This is a genomic window from Loktanella sp. 3ANDIMAR09, assembly GCF_001420005.1.
Taxonomy (GTDB): domain Bacteria; phylum Pseudomonadota; class Alphaproteobacteria; order Rhodobacterales; family Rhodobacteraceae; genus Loktanella.
This window is the reverse complement of the sequence record NZ_LJAK01000009.1, coordinates 78,956-103,535: the sequence shown is the minus strand read 5'-3', so window position 1 is coordinate 103,535 and position 24,580 is coordinate 78,956. Positions and strand designations below refer to the sequence as shown.

The following is a 24,580-nucleotide window of genomic DNA, read 5'->3' as shown; positions in this document are numbered from 1 at the left end:
TGACCGCGCCCGGCTGGCAGTGAATGATCGTGCCAAGGACCCGCATGACGGGCATCACGGAGGAATATCAAATGCGTATCTTTTTCACCGGCGGCAGCGGCAAGGCAGGCAAATACGCCGTCGCACATCTGCGTGCGCTGGGACATCAGGTCACGAACGTCGATCTGGCGGCCGAGGCGGACGGTCGCAGCCTGCGGGTCGATCTGACCGATGCGGGTCAGGTGTTCAACGCCATGCGGGCCTTTGCCGATTTCGAGGAACTGGAACCGGGTTCCGGCGTGCCGCATTATGACGCGGTGGTGCATTTTGCAGCCGTGCCGCGCATCATGATCCAGCCGGACAACGTCACCTTTGAGGCGAATACCATGTCCACCTACAACGTGCTGGATGCGGCGACGAAACTGGGCATCCCCAAGGTGATCTTTGCCAGTTCCGAAACCACCTATGGCATCTGTTTCTACGACGGAGAGTTGAAGCCCGCCTATGTCCCCATCGACGAGAACCATCCCACGGTGCCGCAGGACAGCTATGCGATGTCCAAGGTCGTCAACGAGGTCTGCGCGCGCAGTTTTCAGGAACGCAGCGGCATCGATATCTATGGCCTGCGCATCAACAACGTGATCGAGCCGCACGAATATGCCGCGAACTTTCCGGCGTTCATGGATGATCCGGCCCTGCGGCGGCGCAATATCTTTGCGTATATCGACGCGCGCGATCTGGCGCAGATGGTGGAATGCTGTCTGAACACCGACGGTCTGGGCTACGAGGTGTTCAACGTGTCCAACGACGACATGAGCGTGAACCTGACCAGTGACGACGTCATGTCGCGGTTCTACACGGGGGTGAAACAGACCCGGCCGATGGGCGAAAACGAAACGTTCTACGACAACACCAAGGCAAAACGCATGGTCGGTTTTGCGCCCGCGCACAGTTGGCGTGACGTGCTGGACGGCTGACGCCCGGACACGAAATTTCAACACATTCGCCACATGGTCCGCCCGATCCTCAATTATTCCGGGCGGGCCATGATCTTGAAGCATCTCTTTGCAGCGACCCTTGCGGCCAGTGCGACACTGGTCAGTTTCTGGCCGGACAGGCCGCAGGCCGATACGCGCACGACCGTGGCGGCTCCGTTGATGCAGAAACGGGGCCCGCTGATCGTGTCGCGGGACCCCGCGCCCCGACCTGCCGCGTTGACGCAGGGCCCCAGCCTGTTTGCCGGTCAGGCAGGTGGCAGCATGTTCGCGCCATTGCCGCCGCGTCCCGCAGGCACCGACCGACATGCGACAGCGGGGACCTCGCGTCTTGCGGCACCCGATCGCCGCATCATGCTGGCGGGGCCTGTCGGCGACCGCGATGTGCACATCATCCGGCAGGTCATCGGGCGGGCGGAATCGCACCGCGACGGGTATGATGCGGTCGTCTTTGGTGCGGATATACAGCCACCTGATCGTCCCACACGGCTGACGATCGGCGAAATCTACGCCTGGATCGACGCGACGCCGGGCCAAAACCACGCCATCGGGCGGTATCAGTTCATTCCCAGCACGCTGCGCCGCGTCGTCCGCGAGGCCGGTCTGACCGAAGATCATCTGTTTTCCCCGTCCGTGCAGGACCGTCTGGCGGATGTGCTGCTGCATGAGGCCGGTTTGCAGGCTGTGCGCCGCGGCGACATCGGGCGGCATCGGTTCATGAACAATCTGGCCCGGATCTGGGCCGGTTTGCCCACCTCTTCGGGGCGGTCGCACTATCACGGATATGCCGGCAACAAGGCGTCGATTTCATGGGCGCGCTTTGATGCGGAATTGCAGCAGGTGTTTCCCGATCGGGGGTGACGCTGGCAGTGGACGGGGCGATGGATCGGGCCTAAACCCCGGATATGGCCAATGTTGCATTCACCTATCCGGATCATATCCGTGCCGTTGTCAGGCTGGGCGCCCCGCTGGTCGCCAGCAACATGGCGCAATTCGCGATTCATATCACCGACACGGTGATGCTGGGGTGGTACGACGTCAGCGCCCTTGCGGCGGCGACGCTGGCCTCTAGCCTGTTTTTCGTCATTTTCATCGTGGGTGCAGGGTTCGCCCAGGCCGTCACCCCGCTGGTCGCCGCCGCATCCGAGGCGGGCGACGCGCAGACCGCCCGGCGCGTGACGCGCATGGCGGTGTGGCTTTCGGTCCTTTACGCCGTGGTCGTGTCGCTGCCGTTTTTCTGGGCGGAACCGATCCTGCTGGCCATTGGCCAGACCCCTGAAATCGCAAGCGCGGGCGGTGCCTATCTGGGCATCGCGATTCTGGGGATGATCCCCGCGCTGATCGTCATGACGCTGAAATCCTTTCTCGTGGCGCTGGAACTGACTGCCTTTATCCTGTGGGCCACGATTGCCGCGGCCGTGCTGAACGTGGGTGTCAATTACATGCTGATATTCGGCAATTTCGGCGCGCCCGAGCTGGGGATCAGGGGGGCGGCCATCGCGTCCGTCGCCATGCAAAGCGGCACCGTGGTGCTGCTGATCATCTACATCCTGCGCAAGCTGCCGGACTACGAATTGCTGCGCAATCCGTTCCGTCCCGACCCGCAAATCATGGCGCGGGTGTTCCGTCTGGGCTGGCCCATCGGGATCACGGCCCTGGCCGAGGGCGGCCTGTTCACCGCCAGCACGATCATGATGGGCTGGATCGGCAAGATCGCATTGGCCAGTCACGGCATCGCCCTGCAACTGACCAGCTTGATGTTCATGATCCATATCGCCATCGGGCAGGCGGCCACGGTGCGTGCGGGGCGCGCATTGGGTCGTGGCGACGCGTTGGGTCTGCGCCGGGGTGCGGTGACGGCATTCGGGCTGTCGGGGCTGTTCGTGCTGTTTACCATCGCCATGTTCCTGGCCGTGCCGCAATCTTTGATCGCGTTGTTCGTCGATCCCGATGATCCGGCCCTGCCGATGATCCTGCCGCTGGGGGCCAGCCTGCTGGCGCTGGCCGCGTTGTTCCAGATCGTGGATGCCGCACAGGTCATTGCGCTGGGCGTGCTGCGCGGATTGCAGGACACGTTCATCCCGATGATCATCGCAACCATCAGCTATTGGGTGATCGCCATTCCGCTGAGCTATGTCATGGCGTTTACGCTGGGCTGGGGACCGCAGGGTCTGTGGCTGGGGCTGACCATCGGACTGGCCTTTGCCGCCGTCGCGCTGTGCTGGCGGATGTTGATACAACGTCGCATCCTGCCCATATCCCCGGCATCACAGGGGCATCCGCATGTTTGATTTCATCACCCGCATGATCGACACCTTGGGCGCGCTGGGCGTCGGTGTGGTGATGTTTCTGGAAAATGTCTTTCCGCCGATCCCGTCCGAACTGGTCATGCCGCTTGCCGGGTTTCAGGCCGCGCAGGGTCAGGTGTCGCTGATCGCGATTTTCGTGATGGGCACGATCGGTGCCGTGGCGGGGGCCTATCTGTGGTTCTGGGTAGGGCAGGCCATCGGGCGCAAGCGGCTGGAGGCGTTCATCGACCGCTACGGCGTCTGGCTCACGCTCGAGGTCGCTGACGTGCGGCGCGCGATCGAATGGTTCGACCGACACGACAAGGCGGCGGTGTTTTTCGGCCGGATGGTCCCCGGCATCCGCACGTTGATTTCGGTGCCCGCGGGCCTGTCGGGCATGCGTTTGCGGACCTTTTTCATCTATACCACGATAGGATCGGCCATCTGGAACGCGGGGTTGATCGCAGCGGGATATCTGTTGTCAGCCAACTATGACCGCGTGGCCGTCTATCTCAACCCGGTGACTAACATCCTGCTGACAGTGCTCTTGGTGTGGTACGTGTTTCGCGTGCTGCGCAAACTGATCTCCCGGTCGCGGGGCTAGTCGCGCGGTTTGTCAGCCTTGCCACCGTCGGCCTGACTGAGGATCCGATCCGCCTTTTTGCGCACCAATGTGCTGCGCAGGTCATGCATTGCCAGCAGCAAAGGGTCTGTCACGCTCTCAAGCTGGGCATCCGTTGCCTTGGATTGCACCCATTGGGTCGTGATGTTCAGGTAGTCGATGGCGCGATGGATGTCGTCGATATCCCGCTGGGCCAAGAGGGCAACACGCGCATCCAGCCATTCCTGAATCGCCGCGATATCGGCCTCGGACAGGATAGTGTCGCCGTGAGGTTTCACCTCGCCGTTGCGGACATTGACCACAGCCAGCTGGTTCATCTCGATCCGGCGCTGCCGGTTCTCGGTATCGACCTTGAACACGACAGCCCCGTTTTCACGGATGCGGAAATAATAGTCTGGCAGGTCTGCGCCCATAACCCCGATCAATCCTTGGTTTGCGATCAATTAACCACCCGCTGACCGAATTGGCCAGCCACCCGATCCCTGTCAGGTCAGGCCGTCGCAGAATGTCCTGATCCGGTCACAGGCGGTCTGCAACGCAGCATCAGATGTCGCGTAGCTGACCCGGAAATGGGGCGACAGGCCAAAGGCCGCGCCAAACACCACGGCGACCTCGGCCTCGTCCAGCAGGGCGGTGGCAAATGCCTCGTCACTGTCGATCAAGGTGCCCGCGGCGGTGGTTTTGCCAATGCAGCCCGCGATGGACGGATAGACGTAGAACGCGCCTTCGGGCATCGGGCAGACGATGCCGGGGCAGGCGTTCAGCGCGTCCACCACCAGATTGCGGCGCCGGATGAACATCGCGTTGTTGGGGGCGATGAAATCATGGGTGCCGTTCAGCGCCTCGACCGCGGCCCACTGGCTGATGGTGCAGGGGTTGGACGTGGACTGCGACTGCACCTTGCGCATCGCGGCGATCAGGGGTTGCGGCCCCGCGGCATAGCCGATCCGCCAGCCGGTCATGGCATAGGCCTTGCTGACGCCGTTCATCGTCAGGGTCCGGTCATAGAGCTGCGGTTCGACCTGTGCCGGCGTGCAGAACCGGTAGTCGTCGAACGCCAGATGTTCGTACATGTCATCGGTCAGCACCCAGACGTGGGGGTGACGCAGCAGCACGTCGGTCAGCGCCTTCAGCTCTTCCCAGCTATAGCCCGCGCCTGTCGGATTGCTGGGAGAGTTGAACAGGAACCACTTGGTTTGCGGCGTGATCGCCGCCTCCAGCTGGTCTGCCGTGATCTTGTAGCCGCGATCCAGCGCACCTGCGACGAACACGGGTTCGCCGCCGCCCAGTTTGACCATGTCGGGGTAGCTGACCCAGTAGGGGGCCGGGATGATGACCTCGTCGCCGGGGTTCAGTGTCGCCATGAAGGCGTTGTAGATCACCTGTTTGCCGCCGGACCCGACGCTCACCTGCGCGGGCCTATAGTCGAGGTCGTTGTCGCGCTTGAATTTGGCGCAGATGGCCTGTTTCAGCTCTGGAATGCCATCCACGGCGGTGTATTTCGTCTTGCCGGACTGGATGGCGGCGATGCCTGCGGCCTTGATATGGTCGGGCGTGTCGAAATCGGGTTCACCCGCCCCCAGACCGATCACGTCGCGCCCCTGTGCGCGCAGCTCTTGGGCGCGGGTGGTCACGGCGATGGTGGGCGAGGGTTTGACGCGGTCGAGCGTCGCAGACAACAGTTTCATGGCCGCTCCGGTGGTATCAGTGTGCTGCGCATGTCATAGGGTGTGTGTACCACATCAGGCAAGCAACAAGGATGGCCCCGCGATGCAAGACAACGACTGGTATAGCGATGATGCCGCGACATTCGGCGACAGGCTGACAGCAGCGCGCGATGCCGCGGGCATGAGTGTTTCCGACCTGGCCAAGAAGCTGGGCGTCAAGACAGGCACCGTCAACGCATGGGAAGAGGACCTCAAGGAACCGCGTGCGAACCGGCTGTCGATGATGGCGGGCATGCTGAATGTTTCATTGGGCTGGTTGCTGACCGGCGAAGGCGAGGGCGTCGCAGCCCCCGACGACGTGGTCAGCATTCCCCCCGAAATCAGTGAATTGTTGTCGCAGATGCGCGATTTGCGGGTGTCGATCGCACGGGATGCGGATAAGCTGGCGCGGTTGGAAAAACGTCTGCGTCGGGCGCTGGAGGTGCCGCAATGACCCATGATCTGGACATCACGCGCAAGCGGCTGGCCATGCGGTCGATGCGCCGCGGGATCAAGGAAATGGACCTGATCCTGTCGGCCTTTGCCAAGGCACGGCTGGCGGAATACGACGCCGAGGATCTGCGCACCTACGAGGACCTGATGGAAGAAAGCGATCTGGACATCTATCGCTGGGTTTCCGGTCAGGCCGAAGCACCGGCCAGATTCGCGCCAATGGTGGCGGATATTTCCGTTCTGGCGGAGGGATTGACGCGACCGCGCGGCGATTAACGGAAAATTTCATAATTCGGATCATCCTGAGGGTCAGCTGCCCAAGGGATTCCGCGATGACACTGCATGCCAAAATGCCCCAGGCCGCGGACCCGCGCGATACGCCACCGCTGGTCCGGGTTTTCCAGCAAAGCTATCTGGATACGCTGGTCATGGTCGAACGGCTGCACCGGTTGCTGCTGGACGTGATCAAGGATGAATTCGAACGGCTGGGCATGCAGGATATCAACCCGGTCCAGGCGCTGTTGTTGTTCAACGTCGGGGACAAGGAAGTGACCGCCGGTGAATTGAAAACACGCGGTTACTATCAGGGATCGAACGTCAGCTATAACCTCAAGAAACTGGTGGATGGGGGCTACATGCACCACCAGCGGTCCGACATTGACCGTCGGTCAGTGCGGGTGCGGCTGACCGAAAAAGGGCGAGTGGTGCACCGGGCGCTGTCGGATCTGTTTGCCCGACACGCGGGTGAACTGATGTCGTCCGGCGTGATGGATCAGTCGCGGATCGACGACATCAACGGCTCTCTGCGGCGGATGGAACGCTACTGGACTGAACAAATCCGCTATATCTATTGATCGGGCAGGATGATGCGCCCCATGTCCGCGCCCAGTGCCAGCAGGTCACGCACCGGGGTGTCCTGCGTGATCGACCGGGGGCGCAGGCCCAGAACACTGCGCGGAATGTCGGTCGCCATGCGAATGGCCTGTGCGACGGATACCCCGGCGTGTTGATGAATGTTGGCACAGGCCGTTGCCATGTCCAGATGCGCGCCGGCCAGCGCACCCTCTGCATTGATCAGCGCCCCGTCGGCCACACGGATGGTCCGGCCATAGAGGTCGAATTCATCCGGGCCGCCGACCGTCGCCATCGCGTCCGAGACGAGGAACATCCGATCCGCAACCGGCCGCGCGGCCAGGGCGATCCGGATCATGTCCCAGTCCACGTGGATGCCATCCGCGATCAGGCCGCAATAGGCCTGCGACAGCAGTGCGCGACCAACCATGCCCGGCGCGCGCGACGTCATCGGCGGCATCGCGTTGAAAAGATGGGTGAAACAGGTGATCCCCGCATCCAGTGCCGCGGCCGTCTGGGGCGCTGTCGCATCCGAATGGCCCGCCGACAGGATGGCACCGGTGGCCGCAACCTGGGCCATCAGCCCGGCGTCGCTGCATTCGGGCGCGAGGGTCAGCATGACCGGAACATCATGGGCGCGCAGCCGCGCGATCAGGTCAACCGTGCATGCGTCCAGCGGGCGGATGGCGTCAGGGTCATGGGTGCCGCGCCGCGCCAGCGCGATATGCGGTCCTTCGATATGCAGGCCCAGCAGGCCGGGCATGGTGCGGGCGGCGATCACGGCCTGGGCCGCGGCCTCGGTCACATCGGGGTGGTCCGTGATGACCGTGGCCATGACCTCTGCCGTGCCGCGGGTCTGATGAGCGGTGACGATCCGTTCCAGTCCGTCAACCGTGGGATCATTGTTGAACAACACGCCACCGCCGCCGTTCACCTGCAAATCAGTGCAACCCGGCATCAGCACTGCGACGCGCAGGTCGGGCGTTGCCCCGGCCAAGGGGGCGATACGCATCACCCGACCGCCTGCCAGCGTGACGCCCATCCCGGTCGTGCCGCGACCGGACTGCCACAACAGGTCAGGCGCGATCAGCATCGGGTCGCAGCAAGCAGGGCCGCACCGCGCGCGCCTGAACTGTCGCCATGCCGCGCCACGCGGATTGCGGGCGCGCGGGTCTGGCCCAGTCGATGCATCTCCAGTGCCGCTGGCAAACGTGCGATCAGGTCGGCGCGCCGGCTCAGACCGCCGCCGATGACGATGACGTCAGGGTCGATCAGGTTTTGCAACGTGGCCAGCGCCTCGCCGGTCAGGTCCGCCCAGATGTCGAGGGTTGCAGGGTCCGTCACCTGTTCCGCGGGTCCGGCCTGGCCGGTGACATGGGACGCCAACCGCGCCAGACCCGTCCCGGAAATGCAGGTTTCCCAGCATCCCGCGCGCCCGCACCCACAGCCCCAGAGGGGCAATCCGTGGCGCGCCAAAGCGCGGGCAGGCACGCCGACATGGCCGATTTCAACAGCCAATCCGGCCGCGCGCGGTGGAAATGCGCCGTCCAGGCACAGCCCGGCCCCGACACCCGTGCCCAGCACCAGCCCCAGCACGCAGCGTCCGTCCTGACCGGCCCCACCGTGGGTTTCCGAATATGCAAAGGCCATGCTGTCGACGACAACGGGAAAACTGCGCCCATAATGCGCCGTCAGCGCGGCCCCCAGATCCTGCCCCGCCAGCGGCACGTTTGCCGCCCAGACCGCGCCGGTCTGCGGGTCGATCACGCCGGGCACGCAGACGCCAACGGCCAGAGCGGGGTCGCCTGCCTGATCCCGCAACCAGTCGATCTGCGCCGTCAATCCGGCAAAGAGTGCATCAAAATCATCCAGCGGTGTCGGCACGCGGCGCATATCGTGGGTCCGCTCTGCCGTGTCATCGAACAGGCGCGCCTCGATCTTGGTGCCGCCCAGATCAATCCCGCCGATCATGATTGCCCCCTGCTGTGGGGCGCTGGCTGTCGATCCGGGTGCGGCATGCGGTTTCAATCCTGTCATTCGGGGCAAGATTGCCGAGTGCTGCGCGCAATTCAAGCGGCACTGCCGCAGGAGGGGTTTGCAAAACCGTGAATCCTTTGGCAGCGCCCGCCAGCATGTGATTAGTTTTCAGGCAGGCCAGAGGCGCCCCATGTCCGGCATGACCGATGCCAAGATTGGACTCGCGCGATGTCGTTCACGTCGCTAGCGTCAGCGGGATATCATCAGAATGGGACAAAACATGACGCTTCATACCTCGATGCTGGCTGCTGCCGTGGCCCTGATTGCGGCCCCGGCCATTGCGCAGACCGAAATGCCGTTTTCGCTGGACTGGAAATTCGAAGGCCCGGCAGCGCCCTATTTTCATGCACTTGATGCGGGATATTTCACCGATCAGGGTTTGGAAGTCACGATCAGCGAAGGTGCGGGTTCGCTGGATGCGATCCCCAAGGTCGCGACCGGGGCCTTTCCCATCGGATTCGCTGACATCAACTCGCTGATGCGATTCCTTGACCAGAACCCCGGCGCGCCCGTGACGGCCGTGATGATGGTCTATGACAAGCCCCCCTTTGCCGTGGTCGGGCGCAAGTCGCTGGGCGTCGAGGCCCCGGCCGACCTTGCGGGCAAGGTTCTGGGCGCCCCGCCGCCCGATGGTGCATGGGCGCAGTTCCCGATCTTTGCCGCGGAAACCGGTCTGGATATGGGCAGCATCACGGTCGAACCCGTCGGTTTCCCGACCCGCGAGCCGATGTTGGCCGAAGGCGAAGTGGCTGCGATCACGGGGTTTTCGTTCTCGTCCGTGCTGAACCTCAAACGTCTGGGGGTCGCGGCTGACGATATCTCGACGCTGCTGATGGCGGATTATGGTGTCGATCTCTATGGCAATGCGATCATCGTGAACACCGACTTTGCCGCCGCCAACCCGGATGCTGTGACGGGCTTCCTGACCGCCGTGGCGATGGGCTGGAAGGACGCCATCGCAACGCCTGATGCGGCGATTGCAGCACTGATCGAACGCAACCCGGCCGCCGATGCAGCCTTGGAAACCGAGCGTCTGCAAATGTCGATCGATGCCAACGTGCTGACCGACTACGTGGCCGAGAACGGCATGGGCGGGATCGACGATGCGCGGATGGCCAGCGCGATCGAACAGACCAAGAGTGTCTATGAGTTCGTGAATGAGCCTGACGCAGCTCTCTATTTTGATCCAAGCTATCTGCCGCCCGCTGACGCGCGTATGCTGAACTGAATGACGACGGGCCGCCCATCGGGCGGCCCGATTTCAGAACGAGGGGGGGACACCATCGAAAACCTGATCGAGATCAAGGGCGTGAAACACGCCTATGCCACCGCCAGCGGGCCATTGCCCGTTTTGGACGGTCTGGATGTGTCGGTGCCGACGGGCACCTTTGCCGCTGTGGTCGGGCCGTCCGGTTGCGGCAAATCCACGTTGACGCGGTTGGTGGCCGGTCTGATGAAACCCGACGAGGGTGAGGTCTACCTGCATGGCGAACGGGTCAAGGGCCCGCGCAAGACGGTCGGTATGGCGTTTCAGAACCCGGTGCTGCTGGAATGGCGCACGATCATGGACAACGTGATCCTGCCGCTGGAAATCGTGGCCCCACGCATGTCGCGTGCCGACCGCGAGGCGCGGGCGATGGAACTGCTGGACATGGTCGGGCTGACCGGGTTCGAAAACAAACGCCCATCTGAACTGTCGGGCGGGATGCGGCAGCGTGCGTCGCTTTGCCGGTCGCTGGTCCACAAGCCCGAAGTGCTGATCATGGACGAACCCTTTGGCGCGCTGGATGCTTTCACGCGTGAGGATCTGTGGCAGACCATGCGCGATCTGCGCCGCGCCGAACCGTTCACGACCGTGCTGATTACCCACGATCTGCGCGAAAGCGTGTTTCTGGGCGATCAGGTGATTGTGCTGTCCGGCCGGCCTGCGCGCACGCAATATGTCATGGACGTCGATCTGCCAGAGGACCGCACGCTGGACGTTCTCTATACGCCCAAGGTGGCGGACATGCTGCATATCCTGCGCGATCAGATCAAGATCGCACAGGGCCGTGACGGGGGGGCGCACTGATGCTGTACAAGATCGCTGTTCCGGTCGCGTCGATCCTGATTTTCCTTGGGTTTTGGGAATTTCTGGTCTGGGTCAACGGTTGGCCGAACTACAAGATGGCGTCGCCGTCCGACCTGCCGCCCGCGTTCTGGCAGTACAAGGAATTGTTCCTGATCATGGGCTGGCAGACGCTGTGGCGGACCGTTGTCGGGCTGTTTTTGGCCGTGGTGTTCGGCACATTGCTGGGCATGATCATCGGCTTTTCGCGCATTGCGCGGGACGCGCTGTATCCGCTGCTGGTCGGGTTCAACGCGGTGCCAAAGGCGACGCTGGTGCCCGTCATCGCGCTTCTGTTCATCGGGCAACATGATTTCAACACGGTGCTGATGGCCTTCATGATCTCGTTCTTTCCGATCGCGGTGTCGGTGGGGATCGGTCTGTCGACGCTGGAACCGGAATATCGGGACATCCTGCGCGCGCTGGGTGCGTCGAAATTCACGATTTTCCGCAAGATCGCACTGCCGAAAACACTGCCGGAATTCTTTGGCGCGCTCAAGGTGGCGGCGACGCTGGCGTTCATCGGCACCAACCTTGTGGAAATCGTCAGCCCGCACGGGCGGGGTCTGGGCGCGCTGTTCAAATCGGGTGAGACGAACGGAAATTACCCGTTGATGTTTGCCGTTCTGATCGCGCTCGCGGTGTTGGGGATCGTGCTGTATTACGCGGTCGTTTTCCTGGAAAAGATATTCGCAGGCTGGGCCGAACGCGCCCAGAGCTAGAACGCGATATCGGATGTGGCACCCTGTCCGGTCCTTGCGACACCGGGCAGGGCGCACAGCATTTCAAACAGCAGGCCCGCGCCCGCCACGGCGGTGTTGCCGGCCATGTCATAGGGCGGCGAGACCTCGACCAGATCGCAGCCGACCAGATTGAGGCCGGCGCAGCCGCGCACGATTTCCATGCCTTGCTGGATTGTCAGACCGCCGATTTCCGCCGTGCCCGTGCCGGGGGCAAGTGCGGGGTCCAGACTGTCGATGTCAAAGGTCAGATAGACGGGCGCATCACCGATCCGGTCGCGGATTTGCGCCATCAGCGGGGTCAATGATCTGTGCCAGCACGCCTCGGCCGGGATGACGGACCAGCCACGCGCGCGCCCCCAGTCGAAATCGGCGGGGGCGTAGCCGGTGCCGCGCAACCCGATCTGGAACACCTTGTCGTCGATCAGCAGACCTTCCTCGTGGGCGCGGCGGAACGGACAGCCGTGGGCCACCTTTTCGCCAAACATATCTGCGTTGGTGTCGGCGTAGGCATCGACATGGATCAGGGCAACGGGGCCGTGTTTTTCGGCAATCGCCCGCAGGATGGGCCAGGTGATCGTATGATCCCCACCCAGTGTCAGCGGGATCACGTCATGGGCCAGCACCGCGCGGTAGTGATCGGCAATGATCCCGACCGATTTTTTCAGATCGAATGTGTTGATGGCCACGTCGCCAAGATCCGCCACCTGCAAGCTGTCAAAGGGCGCAGCCCCGGTCGCCATGTTGTAGGGGCGCAGCATCCTGCTTTCGTCGCGGATCTGGCGCGGACCGAGGCGCGTGCCGGGGCGGTTTGAGGTGCCGATATCCAGCGGCACGCCAATGAAACAGGCATCCAGCCCGGCGGCAGTGTGCTGCGCTGGCAGCCGCATCATGGTCGCGGGGCCGCCGAAACGGGGCATGGTATTGCCGCCCAGCGGCTGGTTGAGATCGGTCATGACGGTATCCTGTGGTGCATCTGCGGATACCTTGGGGCAGGGGCGCGTCGGTGACAACGGCCCGTTCATCACAGGGCGGGGGCGCTGCGCACCTCGCGGGCGTGGATGCCCAGCAGCATCAGGCCTGGCCACAGCAGATAGGCCTCGATTTCGACGTTTTCCCCGAAGGACAGCAGGGTCAGCGTCATCATGAACCCCATCGGCAGCCGTCCGCGCGGCCCCAGTGTGGCGTCCTTCATCGCGATGGCCAACTGCCAGACAAAGGGCACCAGCAGCGCCAGCAGTCCGACCACGCCCTTGACGAACAACAGCCCATACCAGGTGTGGTGGCTGCCGATGGGCATGTATTCCACCGCGTGCGATCCGGGGGCCACACGCCCGTGGCCGAACCAGACCGCGTCGTTTTTCCAGCGTTCCCATGCGATCCGCTGCAGGGTTTCGCGGACCCGCGTGCTGTCGGCGCGCGCGCCCTTGAACGTGGCCACGGCATCAAGCGCCGCCGCCGCCATCGTCGCACCCAGCATCGCCATCGAGGCGGTCAGACCGGCGACCACCTGCCAGGCCCAGCCCCGCAACAGCAACGGCATCATGCGGGGCCCGATCGTGCAGGCCACCAGCCCCACCAACCCCATGCGCGACTTCGACGCGAGGATCATCAGCATGCCCGCGGCGATCCCGATGCGCCGCCAGCGTGTGTTGTCCTCTTCCATCGCGAACAGGACCATCATCAGGCCCAGCATCGCGGCAAAGGGCGACCAGGGGGCATAGAACTGCCAGCGCGGCGTCCAACTGGAGGGGTCCCAGGTAAAGAAATAGACCGAGAAATATTCCGGCCCCGGTCCCCCCACGGCCTTGAGCGGTGAGGTGAAAATCTTTTCCGGCAATCCGATATGTGGTGCGGCCAGCAGGATCGGGGCCAGGATCAATGTGCCCAGCCCGATGACGCATTGCCCCCGGATCAGCACGCTGCGCCGGATCGGCAGCACAGCACCCGCCAGCGGAAACAGCGCCATCAGGGCCCAGCCCTTGGCCCATCCGATGCTGGATTTGATCGTCTGCTTCAGGCCCATGTTCCAGTTCAGGTGACCGACCCAGAGTGCGATCAGCATGACCGCCATGCCGATGATCCACATCCAGACCACCGGCGGGATCGGCCCTGCCGCGCGCATATCTTCCCGGATGGCATCCCCCAGGAACAGTACCAGCACGGCCAAGCCCCCCAGCATCCAAGCCAGAACCGGTCCCACCACATAGAGCGCGCCGATGAAATACAGCGGCCAGGTGTAGACCAGCGTCTTGTAGATGAACCGCTCGACCGGGTTGAGGTCGGTCATGCTGAACGCTCAGGCTTGGTCAGCAGGCGGCTGATCAGTGCCAGACGAATCCAGCCCATCATCAGGCCGAACAGCATCATCATCGTTGCGGCCCCGCCTGCGGCATAGGCCAGCTTGCGGTTGGGGGATGACGGCCTGTCAGCAAGCGACGGGTTTTCCAGGACCTGCACCAGCGGATAGGACGCGTAGACGTCAGATTTGCTGGATTGCGCCCGCGCGATGGCCGAGGCAAAGACAGCCTCTGCCACCGAAAAATCACGTTCGAGGTCCTGAAGTTGTGCGGCGGCCGCTGCCTTGGCGGCCAGATCGCGCTGACCGGCGGCGTATTGCGCGCGCAGCGCCTCGAGCTGTTGGCGCGCGCCGCGGCTGTCTGCCTCCATCTGGACCAGTTGGGCCAGCAGGTCCGCCCGCACGCCCTGAGGTGCCAGGTCGAGGCCGGCCAGTGTTGCATCATCCAGACCAGTGACCTGACGCGCGAGGTCCTGTGCCGTGCGGCGTGCGGTATCGTGGCCCTGCCGCGCCGTGACGACCTGCGGATGGCGCGGACCGAATTGCGATTGCGCCTCTGCCAGCTGGGCTGCAAAACGCGCGGCCTCGTCCAGCAAGGACAGATAGGCACCGTCGGCAAAGAGCTTGAGCGTGCGGGCCGCTGCCTCGGCGCTGACGCCCAGTTGTGACGAAAGGCTGGCTGTCGCGGCCTCTTTTTCGGCGAGGGTTGCCGTCTGGGCGCGCAGTCCGGTTTCAAGGGCAAGGTGCCGGTCCATCAGCACGTCGTATTGTTCGACCGACAGCAATCCGCTGCTGTCCTGGAGGGTGCTGATGGCGGCCCGGGTCTGGGCGACCGAATCGCGATAATCAGCGATGGCCTGCAATCCGCTGTCCTCGCGGGTTGCGACTTCGTCGGCGCGCAGGGCGTCCAATTCGGTGAAAAACGCATCCAGGATCGCCTCGCCCCGCGCCTTGGCCTCGACGGGGCTGCCGCCTGTCATTTCGAAATGGATCAGGCTGGTCTGGTCGACCAGTGACACGCGCGGGCGGCCCAGATCCCGCATGCTGATGTCCAGTGACCGGGCGGCCGCCGCGAGGATGCGGTCGGCGTTCAGCAGGCGTTTGTAGGTTTCGGTCGGGCTGACCGCGTTGCTGGCGAATGCCGAACTTGCATAAGAGCTGGCCTGACCGATGCCGTTCAGGTTCAGCGACGCCGATGCCCCCGAACCGGGCAGGATCAGCGACGTGCTGGATTTGTAGGTCAGCGGTGCCGTGCGCAGATAGCCCGTGATCGGTGCCCAGATCAGCGTGGCCCCCAGGATCGCGAATGCCGCATAGCGGGGCAGGCGGCCCAGATCGGCCAACCCGCCACCCAGCAGGGCACGGCGGATACGCGACCGGCGCGGTGTGGCAGCAGGGGGCAGGGTGGGGGCAATCAACATCGGCAATCTCCTTTGCCGCTGTTTACCTATTTGCCAATTAACCGTCGCGTGGGCGGATGGTTAATCGCCCGGTCCATTCGTCCGTCGCACTATCCGTCGGGATAGGATATCAGAACAGACCCGCCTCGCGGGCGATCATCGCAGCCTGCGTGCGGTTTGCGGCACCGACCTTGCGGTACAGCGTTTTCACATGCAGCTTGACGGTCGGTTCGGTAATGTCGAGGTCACGGGCGATTTCCTTGTTGGACTTGCCTTCGGTCAACCCCTTGAGAACCTGCAATTCCCGCGCCGTCAACTTCTCTGCCAGCGGGTTGCACTGGGTTTCCTCGACTGCTGTCATGAAATCGATGGGGGCGTATTGTTCACCCATGGCCATGAACTTTACAGCGTTGACCAGCGATTTGGCGGGCAGGGATTTCGGCACGAAACCGGCAGCCCCCGCCTCGAGCGCATCCTCTGCGATCTGGCGTGTCGCCTCGCCGGACATCAGAGCGACACGCTGACCATCCCCCATGGCGATCGCCTTTTTCAGACCGTCCAGGCCATTCATGCCGGGCATGTTGTAGTCCAGCAGTATCAGGTCATAGGGCGCATCCGCCGCAATACGCGCACAGGCAGCGTCGTAATCCGCGACGGATTCCGTGTCGATCCCGCCCTGTGCCTGCAAGAACATGACAAGCGTATCCCGCAGCAGGTCGTGATCGTCGGCGATCAATACTCTCATAGCGTGTCCTCGTTTCCAGAATGCAGCCTAATCAATCACTGTGACCAATCAAAGGCGCCACAACCCATAAAATTTGGTTAGGACGTTAACCAATTAGGATATGTTTACCATGCAATCGGGGGTTGGGCATGATCCGCTGTGGATGTTCCCGCATCGCATGGGGCGTCCGCCTGTCCGCTCGCTCCGTTGCGAGAATGGCCTGTTTTCAATGATCTAGGACCCAGATCATTTGCAAACAGGACGACCCCGATGAAACATACTGCTGACGATTTTCGCGCCGCCTTGCCCGTCATGCTGCGTCCGACGACCTATTTGCCGACGCTGGACCTGACGCTGGCCAACATGACGACACCCCAAGCCGTGGCACAATTGCTGGCCCCCGGACGCCGCCGTGCGTTCTTTGTGAACGCCCATTGCGCCAACGTGATGGAAAACGACCGCCAGTATGCCGCCGCGCTGCGCTGCGCCGACATGCTGTTGCCCGACGGCATAGGCGTGTCGCTGGCCGCCCGGATGACAGGGCAACGGTTGACCGCAAACCTGAACGGCACCGACCTGATCCCGGCGTTGCTGGCCCAGGCCGCCCGCGAAGGGCGCGGCGTGTTCCTGTTCGGCGGTACCCCCGGAACCGCCGATCTGGCCGCACGCAACCTGATCCGTGCCATTCCACATCTGCGGATCACGGGAACCCGTGACGGGTTCGCCGGTGCGCAGGACGATGCGGCGGTCATCGCCGATATCAATGCCAGCGGTGCCGACATCGTGCTGGTCGCGCTGGGTGTGCCTGCACAGGAAATCTGGTTGCACCGCAATGCACATCTGCTGAATGCCGCGCTGACACTCGGTGTGGGGGCCGCACTGGATTTCTACGCGGGCAACGTGTCGCGCGCGCCGGTCTGGCTGCGTCGTGCCCGGTCCGAATGGATCTGGCGACTGGCGCAGGAACCGCGGCGTCTGGCGAAACGCTATCTGCTGGGCAATGCAACATTTCTGACCCGCAGCGCCATCCGGGCCGTGCGTCACGCACCACGCGCAGCCGTGTTGCGCCGCACGCTGGACATCACGGTGTCTGCATCCGCGCTTGTCGCATTGGCACCTTTGTGTGCGCTGACGGCCATCGCCATCAAGATGGACAGCCCAGGTCCGGTCTTTTTCCGCCAGACGCGGGTTGGTCGGGACGGTGTCCCGTTCCAGATGCTCAAGTTCCGGTCGATGGGGCAGGACGCCGAGGCCCGCCGGGCGGCGCTGCTTGCGACCTCTGACCGCGAGGGTGTGTGTTTCAAGTCCCGCAACGATCCGCGCGTCACACGCGTCGGCCGGTTCATTCGGCGGTTTTCCATCGACGAGCTGCCGCAGATCCTGAACGTCCTGCGCGGCGAGATGTCGATCGTGGGTCCGCGTCCCGCCCTGCCATCCGAGGTGGCAGCCTATCCGGCACGCGCCTACGGGCGGCTGGCGGTGAAACCCGGAATCACCGGGCTGTGGCAGGTGTCCGGCCGTGCCGACATCGGGTTCGACCGGATGATCGACATGGATCTGGCCTATGCCGCATCGCGCACCCTGATCCTGGACCTGATCCTGATCGCCATGACCTTCCGCGCCGTCCTGTCGGGCCGCGGTGCCCATTGACCATTGAAGCAAGGAGAACCGACATGACACATATCCGCAAAGCCGTCTTTCCCGTCGCAGGCATGGGCACACGTTTCCTGCCCGCCACCAAATCCATTCCCAAGGAAATGCTGACCCTCGTGGATCGTCCCCTGATCCAATACGCCGTCGACGAGGCCCGCGAGGCCGGGATCGAGGAATTCATCTTTGTATCGGCCGCCGGCAAGGGCGCGCTGGAGGATTATTTCGACACCGCAGCCCTGCTGGAACATCGCCTGCGCGAAAAAGGCAAGACGGCTGCGCTGGATGCGCTGGCGCGCAGCCACATGCCAGAGGGTGCATTGACGATCCTGCGGCAGGCGCAGCCTTTGGGGTTGGGGCACGCGGTGCGACAGGCCCGGCATCTGATCGGAAATGAATCCTTTGCCGTGCTCTTGCCCGATGACGTCATCATGGGCGCGCCCGGTGCGCTGAAACAGATGGTGCAGGCCCATGCCCGCGTCGGTGGGCATATGGTTGCCACGCTGGAGGTGCCCCGCGCGGATACCGCGTCATATGGCGTGCTGGATGTGGCACAGCAACAGGGCCGTATCGCCCATGCCAGGGGCATGGTGGAAAAACCGGCACCCGAGGCGGCACCATCCACACAGGCCGTCGTCGGACGCTATATTCTGGAATCCGCGATCTTCGACCGTCTGGCGGCGCTGACGCCGGGGGCGGGTGGTGAATTGCAGCTGACCGACGCGATCAATGCCGATGTCGACGCGATCGGGGTGACGGGCTACCGATTCGCCGGTGAACGGTTCGATTGCGGATCGGTGCAGGGCTATGTGCAGGCAACGGCCGCCTATGCAATGGCGCGGTCCGATCTGGGCGGGCCGTTTGCGGATTTTGTCAATCAGCGGGCCGGTGCGCAGCAGCTGGCCGCCTGAAACCTATCCTTTCGGATAGGGGATTATCCCGATGCCCGACTATCCGACGGGACGCCCTTGGGCATAGATTTGCCGCAAAGAACGAGGATGAGTGACCATGATCAAATTACTGCGTACATTCGCCGGCGCATCGGCGGTCCTGTTTCTGAGTGCCACGCCGCTGCTGGCAGAGGATATTCCTGCACCGCAGGGCGATGTCCTGCTGACGATCACGGGCAATATTAAGATGACGAACGTGGACGATCAGCTTCAGCTGGACCGCGATGCGCTGATGGCGCTGGAGGCTGCCACTTTTGAAACCAGCACGATCTGGACCGAAGGCGTGCAGAGTTTCCAGGGCGTATCACTCGCCACCCTGATGGAGACCCTGGGCGTGACCGAGGGCACGATCATTGCCACGGCGATTAATGATTATGCGGTCGAAATTCCCGTCAGCGATGCGGTCGAAGGCGGCGGCATGGTCGCCTATCTGATGGATGATGCGGAAATGCGCGTCCGGGACAAGGGGCCGCTGTGGGTGGTTTACCCCTATGACAGCGATCCGGCCTACCGCACCGAGGTCATCTATTCACGCAGTATCTGGCAGCTTGACCGTCTCGAGGTCGTGAACTGATCTGGCATGGCCCCCATCATGCCCGACCAAGGGAGGCTCGCTTTGCCTGATGCGGCAGACCAACGCGCCGCAGCCGGTCGCACCTTTGCGGTGCTGGCCGGCCTTTTGGCGTTGGGTGCCATCCTGTTTCTCGCGTTCAATGTGTCGCGCGAAATCAGGCTGCTGGGCTCGGCCAATTCCGACAACGTGCAATGGTCGCTGGCCCAGACCGAGGTCGAATTCCTCGAATACCGGAGGCACCTGAATGGTGAGCCGGTCAACCTGTCTGCCCTGCGGCGCAGTTTTGACGTGTTCTACAGCCGGATGGACACGATTTCGCAGGCAAGTGTGTTTGAAACAACCCGCGCGGATGTCGGGTTTTCCGACACTCTGCGCGATATTCAACTGTTTCTGACCGCCAGCGTGCCCATCATTGACGCCGATGATGCCGACCTGCGTCTGCAGGTGCCGGAACTAATCGCACTGGCCGATAGCATCCGCCCGTCGGTGCGGGGGCTGGCGACGGCGGGGCTTGATATCTTTGCGCGCGAATCTGATGTCCAGCGCGAAGCGGTGGCGCGGACCATGTCACAGCTGGCCTTTGCCTTGTCATTGCTGATCGGGACACTGGGGCTTGCGATCTTTTACCTGTACCGCCTGATTACCATCGTCAGTCGCCGCGAGGCACAGCAAAAACAGACCGCCGTGCGCCTGAACACCGTGATCGGCACGTCGCTGGACGGCGTGATCGTCAGTGATGCGCGTGGCCGGATCATCGAATTCAGCCCGGCCGCCGAGGTGATATTCGGTCATAGCCGTCATGATGTGATCGGCCGTGACATCGGGCAGATCATGGTGCCGCCACATCTGCGCGATGCCCATGACGCCGGGATGGAACGCATGCGGACGACGGGCGAAAAACACGTTGTCGGCAAGGGCCGGGTCAAGCTGGAGGCACAGCGCGCCAATGGCGATGTGTTTCCCATCGAGCTGGCCATTCAGTCAGCCACCACGGATAGCGGCGAGATCTACATCGCCTTCTTGCGGGATATTTCGGCGCGGGTTGCAGCCGAGGCCGAACTGGTCGCCGCCCGTGACCGGGCGTTGGCCGGGGAAAAGCTGAAAACCGAATTCCTGGCGACCATGAGCCATGAAATCCGGACGCCGCTGAACGGTATTCTGGGCAACATGGATCTGTTGCAAAACACCACGCTGACACCGGATCAGGCGCGATACCTGCGCCATATGGAAACCTCGGGGCGCCTGTTGTTGACCCATGTGTCCGACGTGCTGGACATCACGCGCTATGACGCGGGCAAGCTGAATATCCAGCGTGTCGCGATGAACCTGGGCGATCTGGTGCAGGATATCATCGACAGTCAAAGCAGCATGGCCGCGCAGAACGGGACCGCGCTGGACTGGGGCTGGGACGGACTACCGCAGGTCTGGGTCGAATCCGATCCCGACCGGTTGCAGCATGTCCTGATGAACCTCGTGGGGAATGCGGTGAAATTCACCCGGCAGGGCAAGGTGTCGCTGACGGTCAGCGTCCGCACGGACGGGCCGGGCGACCGGTTGCGCGTCGAGATCGAGGACACCGGCCCCGGCCTGGCAGCCGACCTCAAGGACAGGGTGTTCGATGACTTTGTCACCGGCAATACGGCCTATGACCGCGATGTGGGCGGCACGGGGCTGGGCCTTGCGATTGCCAAACGGTTCGTGACGGCTCTGGACGGGCAGATTGGCGTGGACAGTGAGCCGGGGCAGGGATGCACCTTCTGGATCGACATCCCGATCAAACGTGTGACGCATCACCCAGGTGCGGTCGAAACCAAGCGATCCCCCACCAAGATCGCACCGCTGGATATCCTTGTCGTCGAGGACAACGAGATCAACCGCATCGTCGTGCGCGACATGTTGCAGGCCGCAGGCCACCGCGTGACCGAAGCACATGATGGCCAGCAAGGGATGATCAAGGCGCATTCGCATGCCTATGACCTGATCCTGATGGATATCAGCATGCCCGTCATGGACGGGCGCACCGCCACCCGGTTGATCCGGACTGGCCAGGGGGCATCCGCAAACACACGGATTCTGGCGCTGACCGCGAACGTCTTGCAGGATGAACGGGTGGCCTTTCTGGAGGACGGGATGGACGGAGTTCTGACGAAGCCATTGACGCAGGCCGCGCTGCACGCGGCGCTGGCCAAAGAGGATCGCGCGGAGAAAACCGCGCCCCGTTCCACTGATGTGATCGACAGCCAGCACAACCGCGAAACGCGCGACGTGCTGGGGGCTGACACCTATGACATGATGCGTAGCCGGTTCGACGCCGACATGGGCGCGCTGATTGCCGAATTGACGGACGGGGCGGACGACCCCGCCGCAGTGGCCGCCGCTGCCCACAAGGGCGCGGGCAGTGCGGCCGTTTTCGGGGCGATTGCCCTGCGCGAAACCCTCAAGCAGATCGAGACGGCGGCCAAGTCAGGCGATACCGCCGCTTTGCCCGGATTGATCGCGACCTTGCCCGATCTGCACCGCGACACCATCGCTGCACTGGCCTAGCGCAGCAGTGACACAGCCCCCAGAACGCCAAAGACCCGGCCGATCTCGGTCACGTTGGTGATCGTGCTGTCGTAGCAGGCCAAGGCGTCGCCCGGCAGCAGATAGGGGTCGTAATCATCGCGGTCGGCGCGGCGCACCAGATCCTCGATATCGCGTTCGATCACGGTCGATACATCCGTCACGGGATTACGTGTGAACAGGACCGACGACCGGTCCGCACTGGTGCTGCGTGGTCCACCGACGCAGTTGGCATCGATCACGGCCTGAAGGTAACGCGTCCCCCACGGCACCTCGCGCACGGTCTGACCGATGGCAGAGGACGCGTTGTCGGTGGCGGGCTGCGTGAGGTTCGACAGATAGAGGCTGACGCCCGGTGGGCTGATCGGGCTGGGCCGCATCAGGTCCTCCTGGAAACACTGGCGGCTGGGCACCCGCACTTCGTCCCCGGTCAACAGCATGACGTCGACGGCGTTCTGCCCTTCAAACACGCCGCGCATGTCCAGTTTATAGACGGTGCCGTCGCGTCTGACCTCGACGGCGGAAATATCGGCATCGGGCCGGACACCACCCGCCGCACGCAAGGCGGCAGACAGGTTGCGCGCCTCGGTCGAGGCCCCCATCGCGTCTTGTCTGCGGGTGTCGAGGCCATTGCCGGGCACGCCGCCGATTTCGACCGCGCGCGGTTCAAACACGGCACCCGACACGCCGACGGTGACGGACGCGAAATCAGCCGCCCGGACCGAAACGCGCGGGGCGGTATCGTAAAACCCTTCGGCCACCAGTTCGCGGGCGATATCGGCCTCGATCTGATCGCTGCTGCGGCCCTGGGCGCGGACGGGGTCGAGAAATGGCAGCTTGAGCGTGCCATCGCGCGAAATCACGTAGTCGCCGGTCAGGGTTTCGTCGTCCGCGATCCGCACGTCCAGCAGGTCATTGCGTGTCAGGCGTTCGCCCTGCAATGCGCCCGCGGCGATGGCGCTGCCCTTGCCGATGCGGCCATCCGATCCGGCAGCCCCCCCGTAGGGCAGGCATTTCTGCGCGTTTAGTTCTGCCGATCGCAGGAACTGCGCATTGGCGCGGGTCACGGTCGGTTCACGATATTGCGCCTGATAGGCGTCGCCGCTGGCGACCGGTTCCAGGTTGTCGGGCCGGTCATATGACGTGCAGGCGGTGGCCAGCACGAAAACAGAGGCGGCGTATCGTGTGGTTTTGGACAGGCGCACGGAAACCTCGGATGCTGGTGGTTGCAGCAACGTTAACCCCGTTCGCCTTGCAGGGTCCATCGCGCATAAGGCGGCCCGCCTATCCGTCTGGATAGAACGTTGCACGTTTGCCCGCTGGGCCTGCCCGGACGCGGCTGGGACAAGCGCGGTTGCCTGCGCCTAAACAGGGGTCAACACGAATTGATCGGACCCCGCACAATGCAATTGACACGCAAACCCACGGCCTTTGTCGGCAACCTGATGGCCTATGGCGCATCAGAGGTCGCGTCCAAGGTGTCGCGGTTGTTTGTCGTGATGGCCGTGGCCCGCAGCCTGGACCTGACCCAGATCGGAATTGCCGCCAGCGCCATCGCCGCGGGCGATATTCTGAAATCCCTGACCGAAAACGGTGTCGGGCAGCGGATCATCGCAGCGCGCGACGAGGACCTTCAGGCAACTTGTGCGACGGCGCATCGTATTTTCTGGGTCTGGTGCAGCGGGCTGTTCGGGCTTCAGGCGCTGATCGCGCTGGGGTTCTATCTGGGCGGCGGCAGCGAGATCCTGGCGATCCTGATCCTGCTGCTGGGGGCGGAATACCTGTTCATGCCCGCCGGTCTGGTGCAGGTGGCGCTCGCGATGCGGGCAGGCCAGCTCAAGCGGACGGCCAGCATCGCGGGCGCACAGATCGTCGGGGCGAACCTGATGTCGGTGCTGCTGGTGCTGGTCTGGCCGTCGGCGCTGGCTGTGGTTCTGCCGCGCCTGCTGTCCGCGCCCATCTGGCTGATGGCCGTGCGGCGCCTGCACCCCTGGCACCGCGACCCGCAAGCAGGCTACGCCCCTTTGCGCCCCTTCGTCAGCTTTGGCTGGGCCGTGCTGGGTGTGGAACTGGTCAAGGCGCTGCGCCTGCAATCGGACAAGCTGATTGTCGGCGCGCTGATGGGGCCGCAGGCGCTGGGGCTGTATTTCATGGCCTTCAATGCCGGTCTGAGCCTGTCCAATTCGTTCACCACCGCCTTTTCGACCGTGCTCTTTCCGCATCTGACGCAAACGGCCGACCGCTCGGCGGCGCTGCGCGGCAGCATGTTGATCGGTGTCTGTCTGATTGCACCCGTCGTCATCCTGCAGGCGCTGGCGGCACCGTATTACGTCCCTGTCATGTTCGGTGACGGCTGGGACGACATTGCAGATATCGTGGCGATCCTCTGTCTGGTGGCGATCCCGACGACGCTATGGACCGCTGCGGCAGGCTGGCTGCGCGCCAACAACCGCCCACAGGTCGAATTGCTGGTGACCGTTGCCCTGACCCTGGGTGTGATCGCCAACACGGTGATCCTCGCGCCGCACGGGCTGGCCGCCGTCGCCACGGGCTATGCCGTCACCACGACCACGCTGTTCTGTGCGGCCTCGCTGCCTGCGATCCGCGCGGCCTTTTTCCCCCATCCCCTGAAGGTGTGATCC

General features: G+C 63.4%; 24 protein-coding genes. 15 read left to right on the top strand and 9 right to left on the bottom strand.

From position 1 onward, the window contains the following. Positions 1-71 precede the first annotated feature (71 nt). From AN189_RS13650 to AN189_RS13635, 4 genes are all read left to right on the top strand, one after another. The gene (locus tag AN189_RS13650) at positions 72-956 is read left to right on the top strand and encodes an NAD(P)-dependent oxidoreductase (RefSeq protein ID WP_056036973.1); all 885 of its coding nucleotides are present in this window, start codon (positions 72-74) and stop codon (positions 954-956) included. A 69-nt stretch (positions 957-1,025) separates the two neighbouring features. Then, positions 1,026-1,835, top strand: a complete 810-nt coding sequence (locus tag AN189_RS13645) for a hypothetical protein (protein WP_056036970.1) — start codon at positions 1,026-1,028, stop codon at positions 1,833-1,835. A 44-nt stretch (positions 1,836-1,879) separates the two neighbouring features. Beyond that, positions 1,880-3,265: an MATE family efflux transporter gene (locus AN189_RS13640; protein WP_056036836.1), complete on the top strand. Its 1,386-nt coding sequence runs from the start codon at positions 1,880-1,882 to the stop codon at positions 3,263-3,265. Beyond that, a complete protein-coding gene (locus AN189_RS13635; RefSeq protein WP_056036832.1) occupies positions 3,258-3,866 on the top strand; it encodes a DedA family protein in 609 nt (202 codons plus the stop codon). Before AN189_RS13640 ends, AN189_RS13635 begins: the two co-directional genes overlap by 8 nt. On the opposite strand, the gene AN189_RS13630 is transcribed toward AN189_RS13635, so the two are convergent. Beyond that, positions 3,863-4,297 (bottom strand): hypothetical protein, encoded by a 435-nt coding sequence (locus AN189_RS13630; RefSeq protein WP_056036829.1) that lies wholly within the window; start codon positions 4,295-4,297, stop codon positions 3,863-3,865. The genes AN189_RS13635 and AN189_RS13630 overlap by 4 nt on opposite strands. A 72-nt stretch (positions 4,298-4,369) precedes the next feature. Then, on the bottom strand, positions 4,370-5,572 hold the full coding sequence (locus AN189_RS13625) for a pyridoxal phosphate-dependent aminotransferase (protein WP_056036826.1): 1,203 nt from the start codon (positions 5,570-5,572) through the stop codon (positions 4,370-4,372). 82 nt (positions 5,573-5,654) lie between these two features. Between AN189_RS13625 and AN189_RS13620 the strand changes: the two genes are divergently transcribed. The 3 genes from AN189_RS13620 (at position 5,655) to AN189_RS13610 (ending at position 6,897) form a co-directional block, all read left to right on the top strand. Continuing rightward, entirely contained in the window at positions 5,655-6,044 is a 390-nt protein-coding gene (locus AN189_RS13620; protein ID WP_056036823.1) for a helix-turn-helix transcriptional regulator, read from the top strand. After that, complete coding sequence (locus AN189_RS13615) at positions 6,041-6,319, top strand: succinate dehydrogenase assembly factor 2 (RefSeq protein ID WP_056036817.1); 279 nt, start codon at positions 6,041-6,043, stop codon at positions 6,317-6,319. The genes AN189_RS13620 and AN189_RS13615 overlap by 4 nt, the downstream gene beginning before the upstream one ends. 74 nt (positions 6,320-6,393) lie before the next feature. Then, a complete protein-coding gene (locus AN189_RS13610) occupies positions 6,394-6,897 on the top strand; it encodes a MarR family winged helix-turn-helix transcriptional regulator (RefSeq protein WP_056036966.1) in 504 nt (167 codons plus the stop codon). On the opposite strand, the gene AN189_RS13605 is transcribed toward AN189_RS13610, so the two are convergent. Together AN189_RS13605 and AN189_RS13600 are read right to left on the bottom strand one after the other, a co-directional pair. Next, positions 6,891-7,988 (bottom strand): N-acetylglucosamine-6-phosphate deacetylase, encoded by a 1,098-nt coding sequence (locus AN189_RS13605; RefSeq protein ID WP_056036813.1) that lies wholly within the window; start codon positions 7,986-7,988, stop codon positions 6,891-6,893. The genes AN189_RS13610 and AN189_RS13605 overlap by 7 nt on opposite strands. After that, positions 7,982-8,932: an ROK family protein gene (locus AN189_RS13600; protein ID WP_056036810.1), complete on the bottom strand. Its 951-nt coding sequence runs from the start codon at positions 8,930-8,932 to the stop codon at positions 7,982-7,984. Before AN189_RS13600 ends, AN189_RS13605 begins: the two co-directional genes overlap by 7 nt. Positions 8,933-9,152: 220 nt before the next feature. Between AN189_RS13600 and AN189_RS13595 the strand changes: the two genes are divergently transcribed. From AN189_RS13595 to AN189_RS13585, 3 genes are read left to right on the top strand one after another with little or no spacing between them, the layout of a single operon-like run. After that, positions 9,153-10,160 carry an ABC transporter substrate-binding protein gene (locus tag AN189_RS13595; protein ID WP_056036963.1) on the top strand — a complete coding sequence of 336 codons (1,008 nt, stop codon included), beginning with the start codon at positions 9,153-9,155 and terminating at the stop codon, positions 10,158-10,160. Between the two features lie 54 nt (positions 10,161-10,214). Further along, entirely contained in the window at positions 10,215-11,003 is a 789-nt protein-coding gene (locus AN189_RS13590) for an ABC transporter ATP-binding protein (RefSeq protein ID WP_056036960.1), read from the top strand. Beyond that, positions 11,003-11,761, top strand: coding sequence for an ABC transporter permease (locus AN189_RS13585; protein ID WP_056036808.1), 759 nt, complete (start codon positions 11,003-11,005; stop codon positions 11,759-11,761). Before AN189_RS13590 ends, AN189_RS13585 begins: the two co-directional genes overlap by 1 nt. Here AN189_RS13585 and speB read toward each other — a convergent pair. The 4 genes from speB to AN189_RS13565 form a co-directional block, all read right to left on the bottom strand. Further along, positions 11,758-12,735, bottom strand: coding sequence for an agmatinase (speB, locus tag AN189_RS13580; protein WP_056036957.1), 978 nt, complete (start codon positions 12,733-12,735; stop codon positions 11,758-11,760). The two genes, AN189_RS13585 and speB, sit on opposite strands and share 4 nt — an antisense overlap. 68 nt (positions 12,736-12,803) lie before the next feature. Next, complete coding sequence (locus AN189_RS13575; protein ID WP_056036806.1) at positions 12,804-14,069, bottom strand: capsular biosynthesis protein; 1,266 nt, start codon at positions 14,067-14,069, stop codon at positions 12,804-12,806. Beyond that, positions 14,066-15,499 carry a hypothetical protein gene (locus AN189_RS13570; protein WP_056036803.1) on the bottom strand — a complete coding sequence of 478 codons (1,434 nt, stop codon included), beginning with the start codon at positions 15,497-15,499 and terminating at the stop codon, positions 14,066-14,068. Before AN189_RS13570 ends, AN189_RS13575 begins: the two co-directional genes overlap by 4 nt. Positions 15,500-15,608: 109 nt before the next feature. Beyond that, a complete protein-coding gene (locus AN189_RS13565; protein ID WP_056036799.1) occupies positions 15,609-16,223 on the bottom strand; it encodes a response regulator transcription factor in 615 nt (204 codons plus the stop codon). Between the two features lie 249 nt (positions 16,224-16,472). On the opposite strand from AN189_RS13565, the gene AN189_RS13560 reads away from it, so the two are divergent. The 4 genes from AN189_RS13560 (at position 16,473) to AN189_RS13545 (ending at position 21,920) form a co-directional block, all read left to right on the top strand. Beyond that, on the top strand, positions 16,473-17,852 hold the full coding sequence (locus AN189_RS13560) for a sugar transferase (RefSeq protein ID WP_056036796.1): 1,380 nt from the start codon (positions 16,473-16,475) through the stop codon (positions 17,850-17,852). Between the two features lie 23 nt (positions 17,853-17,875). After that, the gene (locus AN189_RS13555; RefSeq protein ID WP_056036792.1) at positions 17,876-18,763 is read left to right on the top strand and encodes a UTP--glucose-1-phosphate uridylyltransferase; all 888 of its coding nucleotides are present in this window, start codon (positions 17,876-17,878) and stop codon (positions 18,761-18,763) included. 97 nt (positions 18,764-18,860) lie between these two features. After that, positions 18,861-19,376, top strand: coding sequence for a molybdopterin-dependent oxidoreductase (locus AN189_RS13550; protein WP_056036791.1), 516 nt, complete (start codon positions 18,861-18,863; stop codon positions 19,374-19,376). Between the two features lie 6 nt (positions 19,377-19,382). Next, a complete protein-coding gene (locus AN189_RS13545) occupies positions 19,383-21,920 on the top strand; it encodes a PAS domain-containing hybrid sensor histidine kinase/response regulator (protein WP_157057497.1) in 2,538 nt (845 codons plus the stop codon). Here AN189_RS13545 and AN189_RS13540 read toward each other — a convergent pair. Beyond that, a complete protein-coding gene (locus AN189_RS13540) occupies positions 21,917-23,101 on the bottom strand; it encodes a polysaccharide biosynthesis/export family protein (RefSeq protein ID WP_056036955.1) in 1,185 nt (394 codons plus the stop codon). The genes AN189_RS13545 and AN189_RS13540 overlap by 4 nt on opposite strands. Positions 23,102-23,341: 240 nt before the next feature. On the opposite strand from AN189_RS13540, the gene AN189_RS13535 reads away from it, so the two are divergent. Then, entirely contained in the window at positions 23,342-24,577 is a 1,236-nt protein-coding gene (locus tag AN189_RS13535; RefSeq protein WP_056036785.1) for an oligosaccharide flippase family protein, read from the top strand. Positions 24,578-24,580: the final 3 nt, after the last annotated feature.